Origin of the sequence: Cupriavidus phytohabitans, assembly GCF_000426345.1 — a bacterium.
Taxonomy (GTDB): Bacteria; Pseudomonadota; Gammaproteobacteria; order Burkholderiales; family Burkholderiaceae; genus Cupriavidus.
This window is the reverse complement of sequence record NZ_AUFE01000017.1, coordinates 34,862-61,173: the sequence shown is the minus strand read 5'-3', so window position 1 is coordinate 61,173 and position 26,312 is coordinate 34,862. Positions and strand designations below refer to the sequence as shown.

Below are 26,312 nucleotides of genomic sequence, written 5' to 3'. Positions count from 1 at the left end.
CTGATGTGTATCAAGGCCCGGCTGCGCAACACATCTACGTTGGAAGAGCATACCAAGGGGACAGGCGCCACGTGGGAGAGGCCGAATAGGGATCATCCCCCCAACGTCTAATATGAAGCGACAGCCATCTACAGGGAGGGCGCAATGCAGAATGTTGTCCTGGCAACCGACGGATCGGTCTATAGCGATGCGGCTGCGCAATTCGTGGCGGGCCGGAAACTGTTCAGGGAAGACGTGTGCGTACATGTCGTGCACTGCATGCCCGACGTGTCCGGCGAGGTCAAGTCTTATATCAACAAGCAAGACATCGAGGCCTGGCATGCCGACGAAAACGCCAGGGTCATGAAATCCGTGATCGACATCCTCCAGGCGGCAGGGGTGCAAACAGTCTGGCACGGTTTGGTCGGCTTTGCCCCCGAGCGCATCGTCGCATACGCCCAGTCGGTCAGAGCCCAGGCCATTATTATGGGCACGCACGGACGCGGCGCGTTTCTCGACGCCATCATGGGCTCGGTTGCGAGCCGCGTGATCGCACATGCGCCGTGCCCGGTGGTCCTGGTCAAGCCGAACGCCACGCCAGCGTAAGCGCAGATGAACGCCGTCTTCCCGACAGCCAGAGGAAGCGGCGCCGCGAAGGGCCGCGAGCCGCTGTTCCGGCTGCGGAACGTCGGCAAGACCTACGACATGGGCGAGATCCAGGTGCGCGCGCTTGCTGGCATCGATCTTGACCTGTTCGGTGGCGAATTCGTGGTGTTGCTGGGTGCATCGGGGAGCGGGAAGTCGACGCTGCTGAACATCCTCGGCGGCCTGGACCGGCCCAGCAGCGGAACAGTGGTGTACCGCGATCACGACCTTACCGAGGCAGATGACGCCGCTCTGACCCGCTACCGGCGCGAGCATGTTGGCTTTGTCTTCCAGTTCTATAACCTGATCCCCAGTCTCACCGCGCTGGAAAACGTCGCGCTGGTCACGGAGATCGCCCTGCACCCGTTGGAGCCGCTGCGTGCGCTCGGCATCGTGGGCCTGGCGCAGCGCAAGGACCACTTTCCGGCGCAACTCTCCGGCGGCGAGCAACAGCGCGTGGCCATCGCGCGCGCTGTGGCCAAGCGCCCGGACATCCTGCTATGCGACGAGCCAACCGGCGCGCTCGACTACAGCACGGGAAAGCTGGTGCTTGAGGTGCTGGAACAGGTGAACCGCGAGCTGGGCGCTATTACCGTAGTCATCACGCACAATGCAGCGATCTCGGCGATGGCCGACCGCGTTGTTTATATCAGCAGCGGAAGCATCACCCGCATCGAGCGCCATGCCACGCGCGCGAGCCCCTCGGAGCTGTCATGGTAAGCGCCCGAACGAAGATGCTGGGGCGCGACCTATGGCGGCTGCGCGGGCAGGTGATCGCCGCCGCGCTGGTGGTTGCCTGCGGCATCGCCGTCCTGGTCGGGATGCAAGGCGCCTGGCAGTCACTGGCGATCGCGCAGGAGCGCTACTACGCCAGCCACCGATTTGCTGATGTGTTCGCCAATGTCAAACGTGCGCCGGGAGGTGTCGCCGACCAGATTCGTGCCCTGCCGGGCGTCAGGGGCGTCGAGACGCGGATCGTGCGGGACGTGACCGGCGATGTGCCAGGCTTCAGCGAGCCCGCCACCCTGCGCCTGGTTTCCTTGCCGGCCACCGGCGTGCCAGTGGCAAACGCGCTCTTCCTGTTATACGGAAACTATCCGAGCCCTGCCCGGGAGGGCGAGGTCGTGGCCAGCGCCGCATTTGCCGCCGCGAACGATCTGGAGGTGGGCTCCCGCGTCACAGCCGTCCTTAACGGGCGCGAACGGCAGTTGGAAGTGGTCGGCATCGGAATGTCCCCCGAATATGTCTACGAAGTCGGCCAGGGCATGGTGTTCCCGGATAACCGTCGCTTCGGCGTGCTGTGGATGGGTCGGGACGCGATTGCATCAGCGTTCGGCATGGAGGGCGCGTTCAACGATGTGGCGCTCACGCTCGACGCAGGCGTGGATGCGCGCCAGGTCATCGGCCCGCTCGACCGCCTGCTGGGGCGCTACGGCAGCCTCGGGGCCTACGGCAGGGAGGACCAGTTGTCCCATCGGTTCCTGACCGACGAGCTCGCCGAGATCGGCATCACCGCCACCTACGTGCCGGCGATGTTTCTCGCGGTGTCCTCCTTCCTGCTGTACGCGCTGCTGAGCCGACTCGTAACCGTCCAGCGCGCCGAGATCGGCTTGCTTAAGGCGTTCGGTTATGCAGGTCGCACTGTCGCCCTTCAGTACTTGCGGTTCGGGCTTGTCACCGTCGGGGTCGGCATCGCAGCCGGGATACCCGGAGGCTTCTACTTGGCGCAGCTGATGGTGGCCCTGTATCGCCAGTACTTCCACTTTCCGCAACTGCAGGCCGAGCTCAGCCCGCGCGCGCTGGTGCTGGCCGTGCTGGCAAGCACAGCGGCGGCGACGGTTGGGGCCGGCGCCTCGGTGTGGCGCGCGACCAGGTTGCCGCCCGCCGAAGCCATGCGACCAGAGCTGCCCGCGGGATTCCGCGCGGGCCTGCTGGATCGCATCGGGCTGCTGCGCGCGATGCCGATCCCGTTGCGCCTCATCCTCCGCAACCTTGCCCGGCGGCCGGGCAAGGCCGCGCTTTCGACGATGGGGATCGCCCTGGCCGTCGGGTTGATGGTGGTCGGCAGGTTCGGACTGGACGGCGTGAACCAGATTCTCGCGTTGCAGTTCGGCCGGGCACAGCACGACGACGTGACGCTGATCTTCAACGACGCACAACCTGCCGCCGCCGTCTTCGACGTGGTGCAGCTGCCCGGCATCCTGCGAGCTGAAGGCTTTCGGGTTGCCCCTGTCTGGCTACGCCACGGCCACCGCGCGAAGCGGGTGGAACTCACGGGCCTTGACGCCGATTCGAACCTGCGCGAGGTGGTCGGCCATACCATGGGGCGCCAGCAGGTCAGCGAGGATGGAGTGGTCATCTCCGCCAGGCTGGCAGCGGCCTTGCACCTGCAGGTCGGCGACCGGGTCGAGGTGGCGTTGCTCGAGGGACGGCGCAACGTTCTTACGCTGCCGGTGACAGCGACCGTTGACGACCTGCTAGGACTTGGCGCCTATGTGGAGCGTCAGGCATTGTCGCGGTATCTCGGCGAAAGCCCCGCCATCAGTGGCGTTCATCTGCGCATCGACGTGCGGATGGCGAAGCCGTTGTACAGGAGACTGAAGCGCCTGCCCGCGATCAGCTCAGTCATCGTGCGCAGTGCGCTGCTGGAAAGTATCGGCAATACGCTGGATCGTACCTTTGTTATTTCGAGCCTGGTCCTGGCAGGCTTTGCCTCGGTCATCGTCGCCGGCGTGGTTTACAACAATATCCGCATTGCGCTCTCCGAGCGCGGCAACGAGCTGGCGAGCCTGCGAGTCCTGGGTTTCTCGCTGGGCGAAGTCGCAACCATCCTGATTGGCGAACAGGCGCTGCTGACGGCTGCGGCGTTGCCGTTCGGCATCGCCGTAGGCTATGGCCTCTGCGCAATGCTGGTGCCGGTGTTCGACCGGGATGCCTTCCGGATTCCGCTTGCGCTGGAGCGGGCCACACTCGTCTTCGCCATGGTGCCCGCAGCGTGCGCGGCGCTTCTCGCGGGCTTGCTTGTCTTGCGGCGCCTCCAGCACCTTGACCTGGTCGCGGTGCTGAAAACGCGGGAGTAGCACGCCATGCGCCTGTCGGGCGGTACGGCCGCCATCGTTCTCGCCGCCATCGGGCTAATCGCCGGATCCGCCTACCTGCTGACGCCTGCGCCCTTGGTGGTTGACACGGTGCAGGCCATGCGCGGCTCGCTCGAGGTCACGACCAGCGAAGAGGGCGAGACTCGCAGCAAGGAGCGCTTTGTGGTGACGGCGCCGGTCAGCGGCAGGCTGATGCGCATCGGACTGCGCGAAGGCGACTTGGTCGAAGCCGGGCAGGTTCTCGCCGAACTGGCACCGTTGCCGCTGAGTGCACGGGAGCAGGAGGAGGTACGGGCGAGGGTGGCCGCCGCGCGGGCGATGCATCGGGAGGCGCTGGAACGGGTCCGGCACGCTGCCGAGGACTATGCGCAAGCCCAGCGCGAGCGGCAGCGGATCGACCGCCTGGTACGCGAGCGCTTCCTGTCGCCGCAAGCGGGGGAGCAGGCCGCCAATGTTGGCGTGACGGCGGGCAATGAACTGGCAGCGGCACAGGCACGGGCCAGCGCCGCGAAGGAGGAGGTGCGGGTGGCCGAGGCCGGAATGCTGGCATTGCGAGAGCTCAGCCGCGGGTCCTCGTCCATGGTTGCAGTGACGGCTCCAATCGCAGGGGTGGTGCTGGAACTGCCGGAGCGCAGTGAACGGATCGTGAGCGCAGGCTCGCCGCTGCTGACGCTCGGCGATCCGCATGACCTGGAGATCGTGGCGGAACTGCTGTCTACCGAAGCGGTGAAGGTGCAAGCGGGGATGCCGGTGCATATCGACGGCTGGGGCGGCGAGGCGCTGGTCCGTGGGATCGTGCGGCGGGTCGAGCCGCATGCCTTCACCAAGATCTCGGTCCTCGGCATCGAGGAAAAACGGACCAATGTGATTATTGACGTGATCGAACCGCCTGCGCAGCTGGGGGATGGCTTTCGGGTAATCGTCAGGATCCGCCTATGGCGCGGAGAGAATGCGCTCAAGATCCCGGTCAGTTCCATCTTCCGGTGTGACACGGCGTCATGGTGCGTGTTCTCGGTCGTGAATGGCCGCGCCGCACGGCGCGAAGTGCGGATCGGTCACAGGAATTCCGAGGAGGCCGAATTGCTTGACCCGCTACCCGAGGGCCTCCAGTTGATCCGCTATCCATCGAACAATCTGGCGGAAGGTAAGCGTGTGATCGAACGCAACAAGTCTCATTGAGTGAGCTTCGGATAGCCTGTCAAAACAACCGGACCTTCTTCGCTTACCCAAATCGTATCCTCGACCCGTACACCGTAGTCGTCGCGATAGATGCCGCAGTTTCCGACACCGAGGACCATACCAGCCATCACGTGATCGACTTTTTGCTCACCATGGACCACTGCGTGACCGCCCGGGATGGGAGCCTCTTCATGTTCGATCCCAATACCATGGAACATCGGGCGTAGGAATTTGCTCCCATAACCTTCGTGTTCAAGCGCGGCTGCCATCGCACGGTCTATGCCCATCAGATCCATTCCCGGGACTGCCGCGGCAATTCCGCGCTCCTGCGCCAGGACATAGGCTCTCAATGCGTTCGCCGCGTCAATAGCTATAGGCTCCACAAGGAACGTCCGGCATAAATCGGCAGTGTATCCGTCCACAAGTGGAGCAACGTGAATCTGAACGACTTCACCGGGCGCGATGGGTTTCAGGGATGCAGGACCGTGAGCCATCGCCGATCTCCACCCTGAGGCGACATACGTGACCGAGGCCCATCCCTCAGCGCCAGCCTTTCGCATGGCGAATTCCGCTTCGCCGGCGATCTCGATTTCCGGTACCCCCGGCCGCAACGCACGCGAAACCGCATCCATCGCCGAGTCTGCCACTTTGGCGGCTGCCCTTATCCGTGCAATTTCGGTCGCGTCCTTCAGCATGCGGAGCTGCGAAACAATAGGGGAAGCGGATACGACATGGGCTTTCGGTAGAATATGGGCAACGAAAACCTCGTATAAGGCGGCGTCAAAGAAATTCTTCTCGATGGCTATCGTGGCCTGGGTCAGGTCAAGTTCTTTTAAAACTTCGCTGAAGCCATGGAACATCTCGACTTCGCTCTTGAAAGAGCGAAGCTCAGTTGCGACGGAAGTGCGACGAATGCTGGTGAGATCACAAGCTGGTACGGCAACAACGCAATGCAAAGTGCGAGTTAGCAGCGCCAGGGCGCAAGGTCGACCGTCGCCAGTGAGATACGCAAGATTCGCAGGCTTCATCAGCAGCAGCGCGTCTACGCCATGCTGCTCCATCAAAGCCGCCGCGCGCTGCCAACGGGCCGCATAATCGAATACCGGCTTGTCCATGATCTGGTTCTCACTTCGGGCATACTGGCAAGTACCAGCGCCCACGACGCTACGCCACAAGTTCGGCACGCGCTTGCTCCATTCAAGGGAGCAACCGCGCAGGGATAACCGCACCCTCGAAGAAGGCCTAGTCGAACCCGGACGGTAAGCGGTTGGCAGGCATCCGGCCTCACGGAAATGTTGCGCCCGAGGGCCAAACCTTACGGTCAGACTCCATCATCCGCCAGGCGTCATCCTTCCACCCATTCCTCTCCCCGGGCCCATACCCGGGCCCATACCCGGGCCCATACCCGGGCCCATACCTGGACCCTGGTCGTTGGCCATCGTCTGCATCATTTCCTGCATGAAGGCCATATGACTGCCCGCCATATCTCGGCACATGTGCATTTGATTTGAAGGGACGTTTCCCTTGGCGACTCCTTTGCCAGGAGCCATACGACCAGGGCCGCCCATTTTCATCATGTCATCTTGCATGATGGCCATTGCATCCTGCATCACCTTGTGGCGCTCTACCAAGAGGGCTTGGCGCTCGTCTGGCGTTTTGGCCCGAGAAAGCCGCTCTCTGATGGCGCGCAGGTGGGCAACCTGGGCGTCCAGCCTTGGATTGCTGGCAACGCCAGTGGTTGCGACCAGAGGCATATCTTCAGATTTTTCAGGATGGTGCTGTTCATGCTCCGTCCCGGTAGCTGGCGACGCCGCGAAAGCCGCTGGCGCCCAAGCGAGCGCGGTGGCGACGGTGACCAGGGTAGAGAGCCGCTGAATGCTGGACATGGGAATCCTCCTGGGAAAACATGGTAATTCTTTGTCTAAGGTATGCAGCAGTCAGGGACGAGGGTTGATTGGGATCAACGAAGCGATGGTATGTCGGATGTTGGGGCGTCGGGCATCCAGCAGCCAAGCCTGGCGCCGGACGCCGAGGTTGTCATCGTGGCGGGTGGGTACTGATGCGCGCCGGCTCCAATTTATGCAGCCGACCATTCAGCCGTTCTTCGACCCGGCCACCTGGACCGTGACCTACGCGATCTATCAACAGGGGCGCTCCGAGTGCACCATAATCGACTCGGTGCTGGACTATGACCCAAAGTCAGGTCGGACATCGACGGCAAGCGCGGATAAGGTCATCGCATTCATACGTGAGCATGGGCTGCGCGTAGAGCATAAGGCAGGCATCGTCGAAGTCGTTAAGATCGTGACATGGCGCGAGAGGAGGATAATCATGGCACACCGCAAGCCCTTTCTTACAATAGCCTTTCTAACCACCCTCGCGTTCGCCGGTGCGGTCAAGGCCGCGGATGTCCAGCGTCAGGCAGAAGTCGCCAGACTGGGGGCTGACGTCATGCCATTCACCCTTAAGGGAACAACGCACATCTTCACCAAAACGAAAGACGGCGGTATTCAGCGCGTTATCGTCAACGTTCCCTCGGATACGGAACAAGTTTCGCTCGTGCGCGAGCATTTACGCACTATCCAGCGGCAGTTCTCGCAGGGCGATTTCTCTGGCCCCACACATATCCATGGCCCAGCTATGCCTGGGCTGTCCGAGCTCAAGGCAGCCAAGCCAGGGCAAATCGAAATAGAGTACAAAGAAGTTCCTGCAGGAGCGGAACTGACCTACCGTTCGGAAGATAAGACACTCGTAGCTGCCCTGCACAATTGGTTCGACGCACAGCTTTCCGATCACGGCGCCGATGCCATGGTGGGCGATCAGCGACACCCCAATCATGGCGCTCTCATGAAGCAATAGGCGGCATGCCCCCGCTCCTGTGTGCACGATAATCCACCAGGTGCCCCCATTCTTCTATCTTCAAATCAGCAATCAGTCGCAGCCGGATGCTTACATTTCAATTTGGGCGCTCGACAGCAACTCGAAGGTGAGGCGAATATGCGCCTCCAGCGCGAGCGCAGCGCGCGCTTCCTGACGTGCTACAGCGGCCTCGAAGATCAACGCATGTTCCTCATGCACGTTGCGGAAGGCAGATTGGTTCGTCCCGCGACGGATGGCAACGTGCCGATAGCGTTCCCCGTGACGGTAAAGTAGCTTCAGCAGATATTGGCTCCACGGCGAGCGGTGCGCGGCGATCAGGGCCTCGTGGAAGCGCCGGTTGGCCTGATCCCAGCCAGCGGGGTCCGCCGAAGGGGCGGGGGCCTCCGAGGCGCTGAGGTTGTCGAACGCCGCGCGCAACTGCGCTTCCCATTGCGTGTCGCCGTAGCGAATGGACAGACGGAGTGCTTCGGTTTCGAGCCTCACCCGTGTGTCAGTGAGGTCTCACGTGGCTGAGAATGGGAAGGAGGGGATGCGAGTTTCTCGTTGCTCCGATCAAAGTGAAGGAAGGTCGGAAGGGCGAGTTTGAAACGCTGCCTGCCGGACTATTCCGAGTCGAGACATATGACTGGCCGGAATCCGATGTAGGGGCGACTCCCGAATGACCGGGTCATGCCAGTGCGAACGGCGATTCGACCGGGAACGGCTTGATCGTGACCTGGTCAAGGCCGTAGGCCCTCCGGGTCAGTGCGATATTGTGGGCGATATAAGGGGCTTCCAGTTCCAGCTCGCTTGGCTTGACATAGAAGCGCTGGAACAGCGCCGGGTAGATCAGGGCAAGCAGAAATGAGCCGCCAAACACCAGGAGGGCCGCGACGGCGGCGACTCGATAGTCGCGCAGGCGTACATTGGCCAACGATCCGAAGGCTGCGGCAATGGCAAGGCCTATAAGCAGCCACAGGACCGGCAGCTCGACGTGTATGTCGGTATAGCTGGCGCCAATCACGACGCCGTTATCGCCGTAAAGCAGCAGATAGCGATCGAGCCAGTAGGACCAGGCCTTCAGCACGAAGAACAGGCAAAGGAGTACAGAGCCATGAACCGCAGCGGCGGGAGAGAGCCGCGGGGCCGGCGGCGCGAGCGCGATGTCGCCGCGCACCCCATAGATCACACCTGAAATGGCCGTGCTGCAGAGCAGCAGTAGTTGCAGCCAGTTCTTCAGCGCAATATAGACGGGCAACGAGAAGAGATAGAAGCCGATGTCCTTGCCGAAGATCGGGTCCCGCTCGCCGAAGGGCACTTGATGCAGGAAGCGAAGCGCCATGTCCCACTGCTGGATTCCGCTCCCGGCGATGACCAGTCCGAGGATCACAGCGGCGCCGGCAATGCTGGCACCCCAGGGAATGCGCGCCATGAGGTCGCCGGGCTCGCCAATGAATTGCGGCCTTCCGGAAGGAAAGCCGTGCGATGCCAGGACGCGAGGGCTGCCCGCATACTGATGCGCCAGCCACCCTGCCAACCATATGGTGCCCGCCGAGATCGCAAACACGGCAATAAACACCAGCACCTGAGCGGAAAGGACGACCCGGAAAACGCTGGCGTAGCCGATCGAGGAAAACCACAGCCATTCGACCAGAATGTCTGCCAGGAGCGCGAAGATGATCAGGCCGACGAGGGCTACTACAGCCGCGATTGCATAGCGTCCAAGGCGCATGCCGGATCTCTCTGCCGACCGCATCGCTCGCCCTGGCTGCTATGTTTGGCCACCTGTTGACTACCCATCATCATGTCCGACCGGACAGGTGTGTGATGATGTCTCATCAGCAATTCTAGACCGGAGAGAAGACTGGCGCCGGGAACCAGCCAGTTAGGACAGTCGCGGCGACCAGCGAGGCTCCATGGCCACCATGCAAGCTCTGACGGCGCTGTCGTCGCCAGCGAGGCGTGCCCCAGCACATCGGCGGCTTCCTGACGAGGGCTCCAAGCTTCGCGGCCAACGGCAAGAGCATTCTCTACGCCACACCCGCGGACGAGCGCGCAGTGCTGGCGGCGGATCCCACTGACGGGCGTACCCGGCAGGTTCTGATCCCTCAAGTTCGGCGATGTTCGCTTGACGCCCTGGGGAGCCTTTCATGCAGTTACAGAAGTCTTGCCGGCACGGTCGGGGGGCGAGGGCGTTGGGATCGGATCGGACATGCCATTTCCGGAAGCAGCGCCGGGAGGCTACAGCAGCCTTGTACAACAGATTCGGGTAGCTCCGTCTGTGTCATCCCTGCAACTCGGGTGTCGCGAGCCATTCGCGCCCCTTCAGCATGCCCTGCCAGTAGAGCGGCGGCAGAATCCGCTCCTTGAGCCACCACGCCAGCCGCGAAGGCCGCGTGCCATCGATGAACCAGACCGGAAAGCTGGGGGCGACCTTGCCGCCGTAGGTGAACTCGGCCAGGACGATCTTGCCGCGTTCCACTGTCAGGGGGCAGGAGCCGTAACCGTCGTAGCGGGCTTCTCCCGCGGCCTCGCCGCGGGTGGCCAGCACGTTGTGCGCGACGACCGGCGCCTGCTTGCGCGCCGCGGCGGCCGTCTTGGCATTGGGCATGTTGCCGGCATCGCCCAACCCGAAGACATTGTCAAAGCGCTTGTGGCGCAGCGTTGCGGGATCGACTTCGACCCAGCCGGCGGCATCGGCCAGCGGGCTGACGCGGATGAAATCGGGGGCCTTCTGGGGCGGCACGGCATGGAGCATGTCGAACTCGCGCTCGACCAGTTCCGGCTCGCCGCCAGCGGCGGCCCGTCGGAACGTCGCCCGGCGCGCGGCGCCGTCCACTTTCACCAGCGTCTCGCCGAAGTTCAGGGCAATGGCATAGCGCTCGACGTACTGCATCAGCGCCGGCACGTAGTCCGCCACGCCGAACAGCACGTTGCCCGCGTTGCAGAAGTCGATGTCGACGCGATCGAGTATGCCGGCGCGGCGCCAGGCATCGGCAGACAGGTACATGGCCTTCTGCGGCGCTCCCGCGCACTTGATCGGCATGGGCGGCTGCGTGAAGAGCGCCTTGCCGCCGCCCTTGCGGGTCAGCTCGCGCACGAGGTTCCAGGTGTACGGTGCGAGGTCGTAGCGGTAGTTGGAGGTCACGCCGTTGCGGCCCAGCGTTTCGGGCAGCCCTTCGATTGCGTCCCAATCCAGCTTGAGCCCCGGGCACACCACCAGTTGTTCGTACTTCACCACGCGGCACCCGTCGAGAATGACCGCATCGCGCTCGGGCTCGAAGGCTGCCACGGCCGCCTTGATCCACGCCACGCCGCGCGGCAGCACCGAAGCCATGGTGCGCGCGGTATGGGCCGGCTCGAAAACGCCGCCGCCCACCAGCGTCCAGCCGGGCTGGTAGTAGTGGATGTCGGCCGGGTCGACGATGGCGATGTCCAGTCCCGGCTTGCGTGCCAGCAAGCTCGACGCTACGGCGATTCCCGCGGCGCCCCCGCCAATGATGACGACTGCGTGGCTGGCATCGGCAACGTCCACGGGTGTACGGCCGCCGTTGGCGATGCGCCGGACGACGCCCTTGAGGTCGTAGCCGGCGGCCGCCGCCCGCTCGATGATGTCCGGCAGCGGCCTGCGCGCGGACTGCGACAGCGCCCACAGCGTGGCCGAGCGCGTGCCGGTGCGGCAGTAGGCCAGTACCGGCTTCGGCAGGCTGTCCAGCAGCTGGCCGAACGCCTGCGCCTGTTCGTCGCTGACCTTGCCCGATTCCACCGGCAGGTAATGTACCTGCAGGCCGAGTGCGAAAGCCTTGCGCTCGATTTCCTGGAAGCCTGGCTGGTCAGGGCCTTCGCCATCCGGGCGGTTGCAGATCAGCGAGCGAAAGCCGATGGCGGCCAGGGTGTGCACATCGTCGGGAACAATTTGCTGGCTGACCGAAAGATCGTTGGTGAGGGCGCGGGGTTGCATGGTCTGTCTGTTCCTTTGGGGCGGGTGGCTCAGAGCGCGTTGAGGGGAATTTTCAGGTAGCGCATGCCGTTGTCCTCGGGCGGCGGCAGTTCACCCGCACGCATGTTCACCTGGACCGAAGGCAGGATCAGCGTCGGCATCGACAGCGTGGCGTCGCGCGCCTGGCGCATGGCGACGAATTCCTCTTCGCTGATGCCGTTGCGCACATGGATGTTGCGCTCGCGCTCGTCCGCGACCGTGGTCATGTATTGCAGCTCCCGGCCGCCTGGCTGGTAGTCGTGGCACATGTACAGGCGGGTGTCCTGTGGCAGGCTCAGCACCTTGTTGATGGAGCGGTAGAGTGTGCGCGCGTCGCCGCCTGGGAAGTCGCAACGGGCGGTGCCGTAATCCGGCATGAACAGGGTGTCGCCGACGAACGCGGCGGTATCGTTGCCGTCGCTGACCACATAGGTCATGCAGGCCGGCGTATGCCCCGGCGTGTGCATGGCGCGTGCCTGCAGTCCCCCAATGCTGAAGGTGTCGCCATCCTGCAGCAGACGGTCGAACTGATGCCCGTCGCGCGCGAAGTCGGCGCCACTGTTGAACAACTTGCCGAATACCTGCTGCACGGTGGTGATGTGGCTGCCGATGGCGGTCTGGCCGCCGAGCCTGCGCTTGAGGTAGGGCGCGGCCGACAGGTGGTCCGCATGCACATGGGTCTCCAGGATCCAGTGCACGGTCGCGCCGAGCGACTGTACGCGCTCGACCAAGCGATCCGCGCTGGTCGTGTGCGTGCGTCCGGATTTCGGATCGTAGTCGAGCACGCTGTCGATCAATGCGCATTGCCGGCTCGCGCGGTCCAGTACGAGGTAGCTGAGCGTCGAGGTGTCGGGATCGAAGAAGGCTTCAATCTCCATGTGCGATGGGCTTGGCTTGGTCGGTGTCATGAGTGGTCAATTCGAGGTCAGGAGAGGACTGCTGCTTCTACTCAAAACTCGTGCCAAGACTGATTTGATTCTTAAGTTATTGATTTTTTTATGATTTCTGCGCGCAGCGGCCAGTTCCGCCTGCCGTCTGGCGAAGCGTGGCGCTGCCACTTGGCAGTAATGGCGGGATTTGGCAGAATGGCGCGGCCCCCCCGATGCCGCCCCGCCCAAGCCCCCACGCCCCATGGATCGCCAAGCCACGCTCCAGGCTCTCCTTTCCTACCTGGAACAGGAAAGCCAGCCGATGATCATCCTCGATACGGACTACCGCATCCTGGCCGCCAACACTGCCTACCGCCGGCAGTTCGGTGCCGTCGAGCGCCCCTACCTCGGTCAGTACTGCTACCGGATTTCGCATGGCTATGACGTACCATGCGACCAGGCCGGCGAGCATTGCCCGATGCGCAAGGCGTTCGAGACGCGGGGCCCGGACCGCGTCCTGCACATCCACCACACGCCGCGCGGTCCGGAGCATGTGAACGTCGAACTGCGCCCGATCCTTGACGAGGACCAGCAGGTCGTTGCCTATGTCGAGCGGCTGAGCACGGTGCGCAGCGCATCGGCCCGTCCGAGTGCGGAGGGGCTGGTCGGCCGCTCAGCGGCGTTCAACGCCGCACTGGAGGCGGTGCAGCGCGTGGCGCCTTCTTCGCTGCCGGTCCTGCTGCTCGGCGAATCCGGCACCGGCAAGGAAATGTTCGCGCGCGCGGTGCACGAGGCCAGCAGCCGCGCCAGCGGGCCGTTCGTCGTGGTGGACTGTTCGGGCCTTACCGAGTCCCTGTTCGAGAGCGAGCTCTTCGGTTACGAGAAGGGCGCATTCACGGGGGCGGTCACGCGCAAGCCGGGCCTGGTCGAAACCGCCGATGGCGGCACGCTGTTCCTCGACGAGATGGGCGATGTGCCACTGTCGATGCAAGTCAAGCTGCTGCGGCTGATCGAATCCGGCACCTATCGCCGCGTGGGGAGCGTGGAAACGCGGCGGGCAGACTTCCGGCTGGTCGCGGCCACGCACAAGCCGCTGGAGCAGATGGTCAGCCAGGGGCTGTTCCGGCAGGACCTGTATTTCCGCATTGCCGCCTTCCCGATCCACCTGCCGGCGCTGCGCGAGCGGCCCGACGACATTCCGCTGCTGGCGGAGTCGATCCTGCAGCGCGGGGGCGGGGTCAGGGACCAGCTCCACCTGAGCGCGGAGGCGCTGGCTCGGATGCGCGCATATCACTGGCCGGGCAATATCCGCGAACTGCGCAATGTGCTCGATCGCGCCCGCCTGTACGCCGATGACGGCGTCATCCGTGCCAAGGATCTCCCGCCAGGACTGGGGGAAGCGGGCATGGCCCCGGTCGCACACCGCATGGCAGGCGCCCGGGAGACTGACGACGAGGCGCTGCGCGCGCAGGTCCGCCAGTTCCGGGGCACACGTCGCGAACTTGCCCGCGCCCTTGGCATGAGCGAGCGCACGCTCTACCGCCGGCTACGGGATCTGGGCATCGGCTGATCCGCCCGAGGCGGTCGCACGGCCGTTTTCCTGCCAGATCACTGCCATTCAGTGCCACCGATGGCAGCGGTGACACCTGCCTGACAGTCGAGGCAGTCGAACGCCTGCGTCCGCTGGACGGGCAAGCCATTGTTTTGTCAGCCTTTTTTATCAACGCATCGGGTTGGCACGGAACTTGTTCATGTGTCGTCATGAACGCTTCCGATCAAAACCTGCTGCGTCACCTGGGCTGGGTCCTGGCAATCAAGCTGTTACTGCTGTTGGGGCTCTGGCTGGCCTTCATCGCCGGACAGCGCGTACCGGTCGACGCCGTCTCTGCCTCCGCGCACCTGCGCGCCGCACCCACGGTGTCCGGCAACCTTCGCCTGCAAGGAGCCCGTCCGTGATCCCGGAACAACTGGTGGACCTTTCCCGGCTGCAGTTCGCCGCCACCGCTCTCTATCACTTCTTATTTGTCCCGCTTACCCTGGGCATGGTCTGGCTGCTGGTCATCATGGAGACGGTCTATGTCATGACTGGCAATGTGGTCTGGAAGGACATGACCCGCTTCTGGGGCAAGCTGTTCGGCATCAACTTCGCGCTGGGCGTGACTACCGGCATCACGCTCGAATTCCAGTTCGGCACGAACTGGGCGTACTACTCGCACTACGTGGGCGACATCTTCGGCGCGCCGCTGGCCATCGAAGGGCTGATGGCATTCTTTCTCGAGTCCACGTTCATCGGCCTGTTCTTCTTCGGCTGGGACCGCCTTTCGCGCGTGCAGCACCTGGTCGTGACCGCCCTGATGGCGCTTGGCACCAACTTGTCGGCGCTGTGGATCCTGATCGCCAATGGGTGGATGCAGAACCCGGTCGGCGCCGAGTTCAACTGGCAGACAATGCGCATGGAGATGACCGACTTCTGGGCCATCGTCTTTAATCCCGATGCGCAGGCCAAGTTCGTGCATACGGTCTCGGCCGGCTATGTCACCGGGGCGATGTTCGTTCTGTCGGTGTCGGCCTGGTACCTGCTGCGCGGGCGCGACGTGGAGTTCGCCAAGCGCAGCTTCCGCGTGGCGGCGGCCTTCGGGCTCGCCAGTGTCTGCTCGGTCATCGTGCTCGGCGACGAAAGCGGCTACACGGTCGGCGAGGCGCAGCAGACCAAGATGGCGGCGATCGAGGCAATGTGGGAGACGGAGCCCGCGCCGGCAGCGTTCAACCTCGTGGCCGGCATCAACGAGAGCGCGCAGCGCAACGACTGGGCGGTGCGGATTCCCTGGGTCATGGGCCTGATCGGCACCCGGTCGGTCTCCCGGGAGATTCCAGGCATCCACGAGATCCAGGCGCGCAACCGCGAGCGGATCCTCAATGGCGTCCAGGCGGTCACCGCGCTCGAGACGCTGCGCAGCCATCGTGACGATGCGCACGCGCTGGCGACACTGAAGCAGCACCAGGCCGACCTTGGCTTCGGTCTCCTGCTCAAGCGCTATACGACGGACGTGCGCCAGGCCACGCCGGACATGATCGATCGCGCGGTGCGCGACACCATTCCGCGCGTCACACCGATGTTCTGGGCGTTCCGTGCCATGGTGGGCCTGGGTTTCGCGATGCTGGCACTGTTTGCCCTGTCGTTCTGGACCACGCTGAAGGGACGATTCCGCTCGCGCCCCTGGCTGCTGCGCTGGGCAATCTGGATGCTGCCCGCGCCATGGCTGGCCTGCGAGCTGGGCTGGTTCGTCGCCGAGTACGGCCGCCAGCCGTGGACTATCTACGGCGTCCTGCCCACGCATCTCAGCGTTTCCACGTTGAGCGTCACCAGTCTGTATGGGTCACTGGCCGGTTTCGTCGGCTTCTACACCGTCCTGCTGATCGTCGAGGTCTACCTGATGGTCAAGTTCGCGCGGCAGGGGCCCGGCAGCCTCGGTACCGGACGCTACCAGAACGAGCCAGTCCACGCCCACGCCCACGCCCACGCATAAGGAGATTCGCATGTTTGACTACACGACCCTGAAGCTGGTCTGGTGGCTTCTGGTGGGGGTGCTGCTTGTCGGCTTTGCCATCATGGACGGGCACGACATGGGCGTCGGCACGCTGTTGCCCTTCATCGGCCGCAGCGACGAAGAGCGACGCGTCGTCATCAACACGGTCGGCCCGCACTGGGATGGCAACCAGGTATGGTTCATCACCGGTGGCGGAGCCATCTTCGCGGCCTGGCCGCTGGTCTATGCTACTGCGTTCAGCGGCTTCTACTGGGCCATGCTCGCCGTGCTCTGGGCCTTGTTCTTCCGCCCGGTCGGCTTTGACTACCGGAGCAAGATCCACGACCCGCGCTGGCGCCGTACCTGGGACTGGGGCCTGTTCATCGGAGGAACCGTGCCGCCGCTGATCTTCGGCGTGGCGTTCGGGAACCTGCTGCAGGGCGTGCCATACCATTTCGACGCCTACATGGTGTCGACCTACACGGGTAGTTTCTGGGCGCTGCTCAATCCCTTTGCCCTGCTGGCCGGCGTGGTCAGCAGCGCCATGGTCACCATGCATGGCGCCGCGTATCTTGCGCACCGCACGCAGGGGCCGCTGCAGCAGCGCGCGGTCCGCGCCACCGGTTGGGCAGCGCTGGCCATGAGCGTGGCCTTCGTTGCCGCGGGACTGTGGGTCGGCAAGCTGGACGGGTACAGGATCGCCTCGGCGATCGAACCGGCCGCCGTCGCGGACCCGACTGCCAAGGCGGTGGTGCGCGAGGCCGGCGCCTGGCTGGCCAACTACGCACGCGTGCCCGCGCTGTGGATGCTGCCCGTGCTCGCCGTGGCGGGCGCGCTGGCCGGAGTCTGGCTTCAGCGGCTGGGGCGCACGCTTGCCGCATTCGTTGCGACGAGCCTGAGCATGACAGGCGTGATCGGCACGGCGGGCGCGAGCATGTTCCCGTTCGTCATGCCATCGAGCAGCATGCCGGCCCACAGCCTGACGGTCTGGGACAGCGTTTCCAGCCAGCTGACGCTGACGATCATGCTGTGCGCGACCGTCGTGTTCATGCCCCTCGTGATCGGCTACACATCATGGGCTTACCGCGTCATGCGCGGCAAGGTGACGGTCGAATACGTCAAGGCCAACGAGCACAGCGCCTACTGATATCAAAGGAGTTTGCGAATGTGGTACTTCAGCTGGGTTCTTGGCGTGGGATTTGCCGTGCTGCTTGCCGTGATGAACGCCATGTGGGGCGAGAACGAGGAGGCGCGCCGCGCCAGCCGGGAGGAAGACATATGAGTCGGCCGGCGAAGCTGCAACAGCCCGGCATGCACTGGCCGGCCTTGATGGCGGGGGTCGTCGTCATGCTTGTCGTCAGTGTTGATCCCCGCTTTCTGATCGCGGCCAATCCTGGCCGCACGCATCTTGCCGCGGCCTTGCTGTGCTGGGCGATGAGCGCGGCACTGGTTCGCGGTGTCGGCTTTGTTCCGGTGCATGCCGTGGCACGTCGGCTGCTCTCAGGCTGGGCGAGCGCGATGGCGCTGGCCGCTTGCCTCGCGGTGCGATTCGCGTAGCCGCCGGATCTTGAGTGAATGACCAGATGGAAAACATTGTTGCCACCAGCGCGGCACTGGGTGCCGTTGTCGGCCTCATTCTCGCGCTCACGGGCGCGGGCGGCGCCATTCTTGCCGTACCGCTGTTGCTTTTTGTCCTGCACCTGAGCGTGGCGGAGGCGGCACCGGTCGCCTTGCTCGCGGTAGGCCTGTCGGCGGCCGTCGGCGCAATGCTTGGCCTGCGTGCCGGCGTCGTACGCTACCGCGCCGCGCTGCTGATGGCGGTGTCGGGCACGTTGTTCTCGCCCGTTGGCCTGTGGTTTGCTCATCGCTTGCCCAACGGCCCGCTGACGCTGCTCTTTGCCGCTGTGCTGGCGTTCGTGGCATGGCGGATGTTCAGGCAGGCAGCCGGGAGCAGGGCGCTACAGGCAGCCGAAGCCGCCCAATCCGCGCAGCCTTGCCGGCTCGACAACCAGACGGGACGCTTTGTCTGGACTGCCTTGTGCACGCGTGCCCTCGCGCTGTCGGGCGCAGGCGCCGGCTTTCTTTCGGGGCTGCTCGGCGTTGGTGGCGGCTTTGTCATCGTTCCCGCCTTGAAGAAGGCCACCAATGCGCCGCTGCATACCATTGTCGCGACATCTCTGGCGGTCATCACGCTGGTGTCGGCTTCGGGCGTCATCACGACTGCCATTGCCGGACGCATGGACTGGCAGGTCGGCGTGCCGTTCGCCGCCGGTGCCATGCTGGCGATGCTGGGTGGCCGACTGCTCGCGAGCCGGCTGAGCGGCGCAAGGCTGCAGCAAGGTTTTGCCGTGGTCGCAGGCCTGATCGCTATCGGCATGGTGGCGAAGGTGGCGATGGCAGGCTGATGCGAACAAACAAGCTGCGTGGGCAGGCAAGCCGAATGATGCGCGCTGCGCTTGCGTTCCGCCGTGTATTCGAAGGGCAATCAGGGCTGATCCGCGAGGGCGCAGAACAGCACAATTCAAATTGTAGGTGCTCAGGTACGGCGACGACCGGCAAGGGCACTAACGGCATTCTCCTTAGGGTTTCTTTGATGGTCATCAAGGTGGCCTCCCCCTTCTCACCTAGATTCCACTCACGGATGTTCAGCCTATCGGCTCCTGCATTGGCATTCGTGTAGGGGCCCTCAGCTGAAAGCGCCTTACCCAACTAAGCATGGTCGTGTTTGCAAACGAATGTGCGAGGCAACTGTATGAGGGGCTTGTCATGTACTCGAGAGTTCTCATTACACCTGAGGAATTGGCGGCCATCATAAAGGCCGAGCCCGTGGTCCTGGTCGATACGAGGGATGCGGCAAGCTACACGGAAGCCCACTTGCCCGGGGCGGTCAATATCCACGAGATATTTACTTACCTGGCAAGCACCACGCCGCAGGGCTTGGCCGCGTTGCGCGAAACATTCACTGAGGCGTTTGCAAAGGCTGGCCTGTCCGGGAAGGAAACTGCCGTCATTTATGAGCAGTCCATGACAACAGGGTTCGGGCAGTCCTGTCGGGGTTACGTCCTGCTTCGCTATCTTGGCTATCCTCGGGACAGAATCAAGGTGCTCCACGGTGGCTACAGCGCATGGCGAGCGGCGGCGTTACCAAGCGCAACGGAAGTGCCTACGCCGGTACCTGTCACATTCCCTTCCGGAACGGCTGGAAGCAGCATCCTCGTCGACGTGACCGAGATGAAGAAAGCGGTCGCAGACCCGCACACAGTAAAACTCGACGTACGAGATGTCGATGAGTGGATTGGGGAGAGTTCATCTCCTTATGGCAAGGACTTCTGTCCACGAAAGGGCCGCATTCCCGGATCAGTCTGGCTCGAGTGGTATCGCATGATGAAGCCGACGCAGGCTGGGCAAATGTTCAAATCACCAGCGGAAATTCTTGCTGAGTGCGCCACTGTCGGAATTCGCCGTGACACACCCGTTGTGGTCTTCTGCTTCAAAGGAGCGCGTGCTTCCAATACCTTTGTCGCGCTGGAGGAGGCTGGCATCGAAGACGTGCGGCTTTATCTTGGCTCCTGGAACGAGTGGTCCAGGGACCCATCCTTGCCCATTGAAGAGGGCCTGCCCTACTAGGGCGGTCACCCAGAATCCCAGCGCTAAGCTCCGCAGCTCGCTGTGCATGTCTTCTTTCAGTAATTCATAGGAGGAGAGTAACGATGAAAAAGGAAATTCTCATTACCGTTCTGTCGGCGTTCGCACTTTCTACCGTTCCAGCGGTAGCGCAGCAAGCAAAGCCTGCGAGCAAGGGCAGTCAAACCACACAAGAGAAAGTTAACATTTCCGAGTTCGACAAGCAGGCGGCACAGGTCCAGGAGAACATCAAGAAGCTGCAAGAAGAAATGGACAAGATTCGGCAGACCCAGGATCCAAAGGAACGGCAGAAGCTGCTTGAAGCCCACGGGGTGACTATGCAGAGCACGATGGGCATGATGCGTGGGCTAGGGGGACCGGGAATGATGGGGGGCCCGGGTAGGCGGGGTATGGGTGGCCCGGGAATGCACGGTGGGGGCATGATGGGCGGGCCTATGATGGGGTGGCAAAACATGGGGGGCTACTACTCAAAGCTCACGCCTGAGCAACTGAGAGAGCGGCAGTACATGTCAGACCAATATATGGACCTCCACCACATGATGATGGAACAGATGATGCTGAACCATCAAATGTGGAGGCAGATGCCACGGTAGCCTCCTCAGGATTGGCAACCAAGGACAAAGCAGCGTCCTGGCAGGTACGGTCGTTCTGGCCCTCCCTTCTTGGCGGTGTTGCGCTAGGGATGGTGTTGCTCTTGGCTTTCCTGCTGACTGGCCACGGACTCGGTGCATCCGGGTTCATGGTCCGTCTGGCAGCGTGGCTGGGAGGGCAGTTCGCGCCCGGTGTCACGCGAGGCAACGAATACCTTGGTCCTCTTCTTGAATCCGGTCACTCGCTCTCGAACTGGATTACCTAACTGGATACGTGGAAAGTGCTTGGTGCAGGACTAGGGGCACACTGCGCGAGCTGGAGCGCTGGTCGGTTTCGCATTCGTCTTGATGGAAGTCGGCCGTATGGAGGGGGCATCGGGGAGTTTCAGCCATCTTTGGCGGCGCGCTTTCGGGATCTGGTGCCCGCGTCGCCTCTGTTCACTGCCATCGTCGTCGCTGCCATTGGGTTACAAGTGCTCACGCTCGATGGGATCCTTGAGCAGAGCAGGGTATGTTCGCTGGCCCCCCCAGCGCATCAAGCTCGGAAAGCGCCCCAGCTGCGTTAGGAAGAGAATTCGTCAAAGGCCGCGAGCGCGTGTGTGGCATACATCATCGAAGGCCCGCCGCCCATATACACGGCGGTTCCGAGCACCTCCTCCAATTCAGCCCTAGTGGTGCCCAGCTTGACGAGCGCCTGGATATGAAACCCGATGCAGTCATCGCAGCGGCAGGCAACCGCGATACCCAGCGCAATCAGCTCGCGTGTCTTCTTGCTCAACGCTCCCTCTTTGGTGCCAGCCGCTGCCAGTTGGCTGAATGCTGTCATTAACTCGGGCTGGGTCTCGCGCAGGCGGCGCATTTGCGCCGACACATCTTTGATCACGGTCTTGAATTCTGGCATACCACTCATGAAAACCCCTTCTTCTGGGAATTGCGCAGGGCGCGTGACAGGTGTTCGAGGTGGCTGTGCAGCCCCGAGGCTGCCAGGCCGGTCGAATTGAAGTTACTTCACGTCAGACCTCGATGTGGCGCATGTCTTCACGCCCAGAATGCTGTAGGCAGGGCAGACACGCACGATACCTGTCAGCAGTGGGAGAATGCCAATCCAGCCCCAGGCACCAACGCGGCCTGTCGCGGCCAGGCTAATCAAGACCAGTCCAATCACAATGCGGAGGACTCGGTCAATGGTTCCAACATTTGCTTGCATGGCGGGCTCCTTGGTAAGGAAGAAATTGTGCGAACCGAGGGCAGTTGGGGTTGGCCATCCAACACTCCCCTCGGCGTACTCTTACACTCTGACGTCTATCTGGATGTTCGGTCATGATTCAGCGCAATGCCAGGATGAGGCCAACTTCAGCGCCGAGCAGCGCGCTGCTGGCAATGATATTTTCCATCGGTTCAACGTTTCCCAGCGGTAGTGCAATCGCTGCTGCTTAGGCGCGCTGCAGGCTCGATTTCGCCCGCTCGAGGACTTCGAAGGCGAGCATGCCTGCCATCATGGCGGCGACAAAGCCAACTGCCTTGGGATAGCCAGCACCCAGGGCCACCAGCGCGGGACCCGGGCAGAAGCCGGCCAGCCCCCAGCCGATGCCGAACGCGGCGCTACCCAGTACCAGCCGAAGCGTCACGGTCGTGCTGGCCGGTAGTTGCACAGGCAGCCCCAGGAATGAGCGCTTGCGCCGTCTCGCAACAATGAACGCAAGGGTGCCGACAGCGATGGCGCCGACCATCACAAACGCCAGCGACGGGTCCCAAGTTCCAGCCAGGTCGAGAAATCCCAGTACCTTGGCCGGATTGGCCATGCCGGAGACCATCAGGCCAACGCCGAAGAGCAGGCCTGCAAGCAGTGCAGTAATGGCGGTCATATCAGCCTCCAATCACGTGCCATTGCACGAAGACGGTCAGGAATCCCGCCGCCATGAAGGTCAGGGTGGCGACCAGCGAGCGGACGGAGCCGCGCGAGATGCCACACACACCGTGGCCGCTAGTGCAGCCGCTGGCGTAGCGGGTGCCAAGGCCGACCAGAAAGCCCGCGACCAGGATTTGGCCCCAGCTCGCCTGGATATCTGCCACGGCGGGCTGGCCGAGCAGGCTCGCAATGACAGGAGCGCCGACCAGACCGATGAGGAAGGTCACTCGCCAGGCCATGTCGGCGCGTGGCAGGCTGAGCAAGCCGCCGAGGATGCCGCTGATGCCGGCAATCCGCCCGTTGAACAGCACCAGGACGGCTGCCGCCGCGCCGATGATGAGTCCGCCAGCTAGTGACAGGCCAGGCGTAAAGTTAGCGAGGTCAATCAGCATGTTGCGTCCCCTGACGTGTCAGCACAGAACTGTTGATAAAGCACGGTCATGACCGCGAGCGCCTGTGCGCTTGCCACCGAATAGAAGATACTCTTGCCGTCGCGGCGCGTCGCCACCAGGTCGTTTTCGCGGAGCACGGCGAGTTGCTGGGACAGCGTCGGCTGCCGGATGCCGAGTTGCGCCTCCAGTTCGCCGACAGACAGTTCGCCCTGTGACAGCTGGCACATCAGCAGCAGGCGGTCCGGATTGGCGAGCACCTTCAGCAGGGCGCAGGCGTTTGTTGCGGCAGCTTGCATGGTGGCGAGGTCGATAGTTGGGTGCGGCTGGTTCATAGGTCGTCTACACTTCGTACATCAATAGTATATTGAAAAATAGAATGTGTGTGAATAGAATGTTTGCATCCAAGGGGCCAAGCATGCAACCGACCATTCAACCGTTCTTCGACCCGGCCACCTGGACCGTGACCTACGCGATCTATCAAGAGGGGCGCTCCGAGTGCACCATAATCGACTCGGTGCTGGACTATGACCCAAAGTCAGGTCGGACATCGACGGCAAGCGCGGATAAGGTCATCGCATTCATACGTGAGCATGGGCTGCGGGTCGAATGGATTCTTGAGACACATGCGCACGCCGACCACCTCTCTGCGGCGCCTTACCTCAAGCGTCAACTGGGTGGCTGCATTGCCATCGGCCAGAACATCCGTCGTGTGCAGGGCGTGTTCAAGGAGCTTTTCAATCTGGAGCCGGGGTTCCGCCTCGATGGTTCACAGTTTGACCACCTGTTTGAGGACGGCGAGACTTTCGCCATCGGTGGGCTGACCGGCAAGGCGATTCACGTGCCAGGGCACACCCCTGCTGACATGGCATACCAGATTGGGGATGCAGTCTTTGTCGGCGACACGCTGTTCATGCCGGACGTCGGCACTGCCCGCTGCGACTTCCCCGGAGGCGACGCACACGAGTTGTATCGCTCCATCCGCAAGCTGCTGGACCTGCCGGATGAGACGCGATTGTTCATGTGTCACGACTATCCGCCCGAAGGGCGCGGGCCTACGTGGGAGACGACGGTGCGTGAGCAGCGGAAATGCAACATCCACGTGCACGACGGTGTGAGCGAGGAGCAGTTCGTGGGCATGCGGAAGGCGCGTGATGCAACGCTGGCGATGCCGACGCTGATATTACCGTCTGTACAGGTCAACATCCGGGCCGGTGAGTTGCCTCCGCCTGAGGCGAATGGAGTTCGCTATCTGAAGATTCCGCTCAACGCCTTATAAGGCCGCCTGCCACGCGATTCGGGACACCACAGTGGCGGCACGCCACTTGTCGGAATTCCGATACTTCATGCAAGTCCTCCTCTGAGCAATTTGACCTCGGCTTCCATTTACGCACTATCCAGCGGCAATTGCTCGCATGGCGATTTCTCTGGCCGAGGTCCGGGCTAACGAGCAACTTGAGCAATGCGCCGGCATTTGCCGCAGCAGCGGCTAACGTGAGTCGCCATCGTTCCCGAACTGCTGGGTTGGATGGAAATGGGATTCAGCCAGGCCGTGTGTCTGGCTATTTCGCTTCCAACTGGTCGCGCACCGCCGCGATGTGGTCTCCGGCCGTACTCACGGCGTCTTCCAGATCCCGCTCACTGCAGCCCAGTTCGCGACACCAGTACTGCACTTCAAGGGGATCTCCCAAGTTGACGCGGCCAGGATCCAAGGGCCTGAACTCACTTGTTGCATTAATCATGCTTTTCTCCTGTCTGTGCTGCCACGCAACCCGGCCCACAGTTTGGGCCAGTGCGTAGGTTATCGTTGCATGCCCGTTCAAACGCTTGTGAGGGTTGTGCTTCACCAAGATAGTGGCTGGCCGGCGCGGGTCATTGATCCACGTCAACAGGTTCTTTCCTGTAAGCCCCGATGTAAAAATGACCCACCCCGCCGAAGTAAGGCTGCCCCACCTGGTGGAGGAGGCCTGCGGCCAGGCCAACCCGTCTCGGTCATTCAAAGTATGTGTTGTTAATGGTAGACCGGGCACACATACCTGGCTCAAATCCAACGCTTGCGCTGCAGGCTCGACAGAAGGTTAGCATTCGAAAAAGGCAAACTTAGGGCCATGGGCCGGCAGCATAGAATGGCCATATGGCGCTTCCGTGCTGGGGGGAGTGATGTCGACCGCCGGGACCATTGCGATTTCCGTTTCTACTGCCCCAGGGTGGATAGGACCGACCGAGATGTGCGAGCACAAGGGCGTCGGACACCCGGATAGCCTTTGCGATGGTGCGGTTGAGGCTGCGGCCCGTGCCCTGTGTCGGGCGTACCTGGACGCCTACGGAGTCATCCAGCATTTCAACCTGGACAAGGCCTTACTCATCGGCGGCATCAGTGCACCAAAATTCGGCGGCGGCCAGCTCTTGCGGCCAATGCGCCTGTTGGTGTCGGGACCCGTCACCGAATTGTCATCCGCCAAGGCGGAGGTCATCGTCGAGTCGGCCATCCGCGAGTACTTCAGGGACCACCTGGGCACAATCGGTTGCGAAATCGAGATTGAGCCCATCCTTCGACCGTCGGCCCCAAACCTCCGGCGTGTGACTGGTACCCAAACCATTCCGCTATCCAATGACACGTCTTTTGGCGTGGGTTACGCACCTCTTTCAAACCTCGAAATGGCCGTGCTTTCATCCGCCCAACTATTACGCTCAAGTGAATTCAAGGCCGCTTTCAACGTGGCAGGACACGATTTCAAGATCATGGGCAGTCGGCTCGATGCGAGCCGCCACCTTACTATCGCGTTGGCGTTTGTTGACCGATACGTAAGCGGGGTTAAAGAGTACTTCGCACTGAAGGAGCGGATAGCGTCGTATCTTGCCGAGCGCATTCAACCGGCGTGCGAGATTGCCATCAATACTCTGGACGACCTGGGTGCCCATGACGAGAGTGGCGTCTATCTGACCGTCACTGGCCTGAGCGCGGAGCACGGCGATGACGGACAGGTCGGTCGGGGAAACCGGGTCAATGGCTTGATTACACCGTATCGCCCCATGTCACTGGAGGCCACCGCAGGGAAGAACCCGGCGGCACATGTTGGCAAGCTCTACAATGTGCTCGCCCACCAATTGGCTGCGCGCATTCTGACGGACGTAGCCGATTTGGATATGGTTGTTGTCCGCCTTCTCTCCGGCATTGGAAGGCCAATCGACCAGCCGCAGCTGGTTGCCATCAATGTTGTTGCAGAAGACAGGCTCACGACCGTGGAACATGACCACATCCGTGAAATCGCCCGGCAGCAGCTGGCAGACCTTCCCACGTTAGTCAAGGAACTGGCGACCGGAACGTTGCCTGTCTTCTGAGCCCGGCAGGCCCGGCGACTGCTGAGCATATCTTCCGAACGCGCGGCGCCGGTGTCCCGCACCATCTCCTGAGTTTTCGTGCGCTGTCGCGCACCCGGGTCGCCACGCGACGGCGTCGCTGCATTCGCGTTCCTTGATTGGCATCAAGAACCAGTTCTCTTGGGTGTCGATACTGAAAATGTAAGTCCTGCCTTGCTCCATCGCCCCCAGGAGGATGAGATGCCGACCAAGTCTATGACTCCCGTAGGGGACGACTACGGTACTGGCGATGCGCAGGCACCTCAAGTCGCCGTCCAAGATGC

General features: G+C 62.7%; 27 protein-coding genes and 2 pseudogenes. 17 read left to right on the top strand and 12 right to left on the bottom strand.

Annotation, left to right across the window (positions count from 1 at the left end):
* Window positions 1-144 precede the first annotated feature (144 nt).
* From K309_RS0114920 to K309_RS0114905, 4 genes are read left to right on the top strand one after another with little or no spacing between them, the layout of a single operon-like run.
* Window positions 145-585 (top strand): universal stress protein, encoded by a 441-nt coding sequence (locus tag K309_RS0114920; protein ID WP_029047174.1) that lies wholly within the window; start codon window positions 145-147, stop codon window positions 583-585.
* Window positions 586-591: 6 nt separating this feature from the next.
* Window positions 592-1,344 carry an ABC transporter ATP-binding protein gene (locus K309_RS0114915; RefSeq protein WP_051320470.1) on the top strand — a complete coding sequence of 251 codons (753 nt, stop codon included), beginning with the start codon at window positions 592-594 and terminating at the stop codon, window positions 1,342-1,344.
* On the top strand, window positions 1,338-3,704 hold the full coding sequence (locus K309_RS0114910) for an ABC transporter permease (protein ID WP_029047172.1): 2,367 nt from the start codon (window positions 1,338-1,340) through the stop codon (window positions 3,702-3,704). The genes K309_RS0114915 and K309_RS0114910 overlap by 7 nt, the downstream gene beginning before the upstream one ends.
* A 6-nt stretch (window positions 3,705-3,710) precedes the next feature.
* Complete coding sequence (locus tag K309_RS0114905; RefSeq protein WP_029047171.1) at window positions 3,711-4,901, top strand: efflux RND transporter periplasmic adaptor subunit; 1,191 nt, start codon at window positions 3,711-3,713, stop codon at window positions 4,899-4,901.
* Here K309_RS0114905 and K309_RS42950 read toward each other — a convergent pair.
* Window positions 4,895-6,016: a M24 family metallopeptidase gene (locus K309_RS42950; protein WP_084402441.1), complete on the bottom strand. Its 1,122-nt coding sequence runs from the start codon at window positions 6,014-6,016 to the stop codon at window positions 4,895-4,897. The genes K309_RS0114905 and K309_RS42950 overlap by 7 nt on opposite strands.
* 216 nt (window positions 6,017-6,232) lie before the next feature.
* The gene (locus K309_RS41710) at window positions 6,233-6,787 is read right to left on the bottom strand and encodes a hypothetical protein (RefSeq protein ID WP_029047169.1); all 555 of its coding nucleotides are present in this window, start codon (window positions 6,785-6,787) and stop codon (window positions 6,233-6,235) included.
* 193 nt (window positions 6,788-6,980) lie between these two features.
* On the opposite strand from K309_RS41710, the gene K309_RS42945 reads away from it, so the two are divergent.
* Window positions 6,981-7,760 carry an MBL fold metallo-hydrolase gene (locus tag K309_RS42945; RefSeq protein ID WP_232232392.1) on the top strand — a complete coding sequence of 260 codons (780 nt, stop codon included), beginning with the start codon at window positions 6,981-6,983 and terminating at the stop codon, window positions 7,758-7,760.
* 90 nt (window positions 7,761-7,850) lie between these two features.
* Here the strand turns inward: K309_RS42945 and K309_RS36595 are convergent.
* A pseudogene (locus tag K309_RS36595) lies at window positions 7,851-8,270 on the bottom strand (FCD domain-containing protein); the annotation flags it as partial.
* Between the two features lie 178 nt (window positions 8,271-8,448).
* Window positions 8,449-9,492, bottom strand: a complete 1,044-nt coding sequence (locus tag K309_RS0114880) for a UPF0182 family protein (RefSeq protein ID WP_029047168.1) — start codon at window positions 9,490-9,492, stop codon at window positions 8,449-8,451.
* A gap of 263 nt (window positions 9,493-9,755) precedes the next feature.
* On the opposite strand from K309_RS0114880, the pseudogene K309_RS42940 reads away from it, so the two are divergent.
* Window positions 9,756-9,909, top strand: a pseudogene (locus tag K309_RS42940) (Tol-Pal system beta propeller repeat protein TolB); the annotation flags it as partial.
* Between the two features lie 135 nt (window positions 9,910-10,044).
* Here K309_RS42940 and K309_RS0114875 read toward each other — a convergent pair.
* Both K309_RS0114875 and K309_RS0114870 read right to left on the bottom strand, forming a co-directional pair.
* On the bottom strand, window positions 10,045-11,721 hold the full coding sequence (locus K309_RS0114875) for a bifunctional protein tyrosine phosphatase family protein/NAD(P)/FAD-dependent oxidoreductase (protein ID WP_029047167.1): 1,677 nt from the start codon (window positions 11,719-11,721) through the stop codon (window positions 10,045-10,047).
* Window positions 11,722-11,750: 29 nt separating this feature from the next.
* The gene (locus K309_RS0114870; RefSeq protein ID WP_156914373.1) at window positions 11,751-12,617 is read right to left on the bottom strand and encodes an MBL fold metallo-hydrolase; all 867 of its coding nucleotides are present in this window, start codon (window positions 12,615-12,617) and stop codon (window positions 11,751-11,753) included.
* Between the two features lie 253 nt (window positions 12,618-12,870).
* Between K309_RS0114870 and fisR the strand changes: the two genes are divergently transcribed.
* The 9 genes from fisR to K309_RS0114825 all read left to right on the top strand — a co-directional run bounded on the left by fisR (window position 12,871) and on the right by K309_RS0114825 (window position 20,373).
* Entirely contained in the window at window positions 12,871-14,178 is a 1,308-nt protein-coding gene (gene fisR / locus K309_RS0114865) for a sigma 54-dependent transcription regulator FisR (RefSeq protein WP_029047165.1), read from the top strand.
* A 191-nt stretch (window positions 14,179-14,369) separates the two neighbouring features.
* Window positions 14,370-14,564 (top strand): cytochrome oxidase putative small subunit CydP, encoded by a 195-nt coding sequence (cydP, locus tag K309_RS36590; protein WP_035877549.1) that lies wholly within the window; start codon window positions 14,370-14,372, stop codon window positions 14,562-14,564.
* On the top strand, window positions 14,561-16,135 hold the full coding sequence (locus K309_RS0114855) for a cytochrome ubiquinol oxidase subunit I (RefSeq protein WP_029047164.1): 1,575 nt from the start codon (window positions 14,561-14,563) through the stop codon (window positions 16,133-16,135). The genes cydP and K309_RS0114855 overlap by 4 nt, the downstream gene beginning before the upstream one ends.
* A 10-nt stretch (window positions 16,136-16,145) precedes the next feature.
* Window positions 16,146-17,282 (top strand): cytochrome d ubiquinol oxidase subunit II, encoded by a 1,137-nt coding sequence (gene cydB / locus K309_RS0114850; protein WP_029047163.1) that lies wholly within the window; start codon window positions 16,146-16,148, stop codon window positions 17,280-17,282.
* An 18-nt stretch (window positions 17,283-17,300) separates the two neighbouring features.
* On the top strand, window positions 17,301-17,417 hold the full coding sequence (cydX, locus tag K309_RS39560; RefSeq protein WP_029047162.1) for a cytochrome bd-I oxidase subunit CydX: 117 nt from the start codon (window positions 17,301-17,303) through the stop codon (window positions 17,415-17,417).
* Entirely contained in the window at window positions 17,414-17,692 is a 279-nt protein-coding gene (locus tag K309_RS36585) for a cyd operon YbgE family protein (protein WP_051320468.1), read from the top strand. The genes cydX and K309_RS36585 overlap by 4 nt, the downstream gene beginning before the upstream one ends.
* 26 nt (window positions 17,693-17,718) lie before the next feature.
* Window positions 17,719-18,540, top strand: a complete 822-nt coding sequence (locus K309_RS0114835) for a sulfite exporter TauE/SafE family protein (RefSeq protein WP_029047160.1) — start codon at window positions 17,719-17,721, stop codon at window positions 18,538-18,540.
* Between the two features lie 361 nt (window positions 18,541-18,901).
* Window positions 18,902-19,762, top strand: a complete 861-nt coding sequence (locus K309_RS0114830) for a sulfurtransferase (RefSeq protein WP_029047159.1) — start codon at window positions 18,902-18,904, stop codon at window positions 19,760-19,762.
* Between the two features lie 83 nt (window positions 19,763-19,845).
* Entirely contained in the window at window positions 19,846-20,373 is a 528-nt protein-coding gene (locus K309_RS0114825; protein ID WP_029047158.1) for a hypothetical protein, read from the top strand.
* Between the two features lie 559 nt (window positions 20,374-20,932).
* On the opposite strand, the gene K309_RS0114820 is transcribed toward K309_RS0114825, so the two are convergent.
* The 5 genes from K309_RS0114820 to K309_RS0114800 all read right to left on the bottom strand — a co-directional run bounded on the left by K309_RS0114820 (window position 20,933) and on the right by K309_RS0114800 (window position 23,003).
* A complete protein-coding gene (locus K309_RS0114820; protein ID WP_029047157.1) occupies window positions 20,933-21,280 on the bottom strand; it encodes a carboxymuconolactone decarboxylase family protein in 348 nt (115 codons plus the stop codon).
* Between the two features lie 93 nt (window positions 21,281-21,373).
* Window positions 21,374-21,577 (bottom strand): YgaP family membrane protein, encoded by a 204-nt coding sequence (locus K309_RS0114815; protein ID WP_029047156.1) that lies wholly within the window; start codon window positions 21,575-21,577, stop codon window positions 21,374-21,376.
* A 226-nt stretch (window positions 21,578-21,803) separates the two neighbouring features.
* Window positions 21,804-22,235, bottom strand: coding sequence for a DUF6691 family protein (locus K309_RS0114810; RefSeq protein WP_029047155.1), 432 nt, complete (start codon window positions 22,233-22,235; stop codon window positions 21,804-21,806).
* Between the two features lies 1 nt (window position 22,236).
* Window positions 22,237-22,671: a YeeE/YedE family protein gene (locus K309_RS0114805; protein ID WP_029047154.1), complete on the bottom strand. Its 435-nt coding sequence runs from the start codon at window positions 22,669-22,671 to the stop codon at window positions 22,237-22,239.
* Entirely contained in the window at window positions 22,665-23,003 is a 339-nt protein-coding gene (locus tag K309_RS0114800; RefSeq protein ID WP_029047153.1) for an ArsR/SmtB family transcription factor, read from the bottom strand. Before K309_RS0114800 ends, K309_RS0114805 begins: the two co-directional genes overlap by 7 nt.
* A gap of 83 nt (window positions 23,004-23,086) precedes the next feature.
* Between K309_RS0114800 and K309_RS0114795 the strand changes: the two genes are divergently transcribed.
* Window positions 23,087-23,947, top strand: coding sequence for an MBL fold metallo-hydrolase (locus K309_RS0114795; protein ID WP_029047152.1), 861 nt, complete (start codon window positions 23,087-23,089; stop codon window positions 23,945-23,947).
* Window positions 23,948-24,230: 283 nt separating this feature from the next.
* Here K309_RS0114795 and K309_RS0114790 read toward each other — a convergent pair whose 3' ends face one another.
* The gene (locus tag K309_RS0114790) at window positions 24,231-24,410 is read right to left on the bottom strand and encodes a DUF3606 domain-containing protein (protein WP_029047151.1); all 180 of its coding nucleotides are present in this window, start codon (window positions 24,408-24,410) and stop codon (window positions 24,231-24,233) included.
* A 418-nt stretch (window positions 24,411-24,828) separates the two neighbouring features.
* On the opposite strand from K309_RS0114790, the gene K309_RS0114785 reads away from it, so the two are divergent.
* The gene (locus K309_RS0114785) at window positions 24,829-26,010 is read left to right on the top strand and encodes a methionine adenosyltransferase (protein ID WP_029047150.1); all 1,182 of its coding nucleotides are present in this window, start codon (window positions 24,829-24,831) and stop codon (window positions 26,008-26,010) included.
* The last annotated feature ends 302 nt before the right edge of the window (window positions 26,011-26,312 follow it).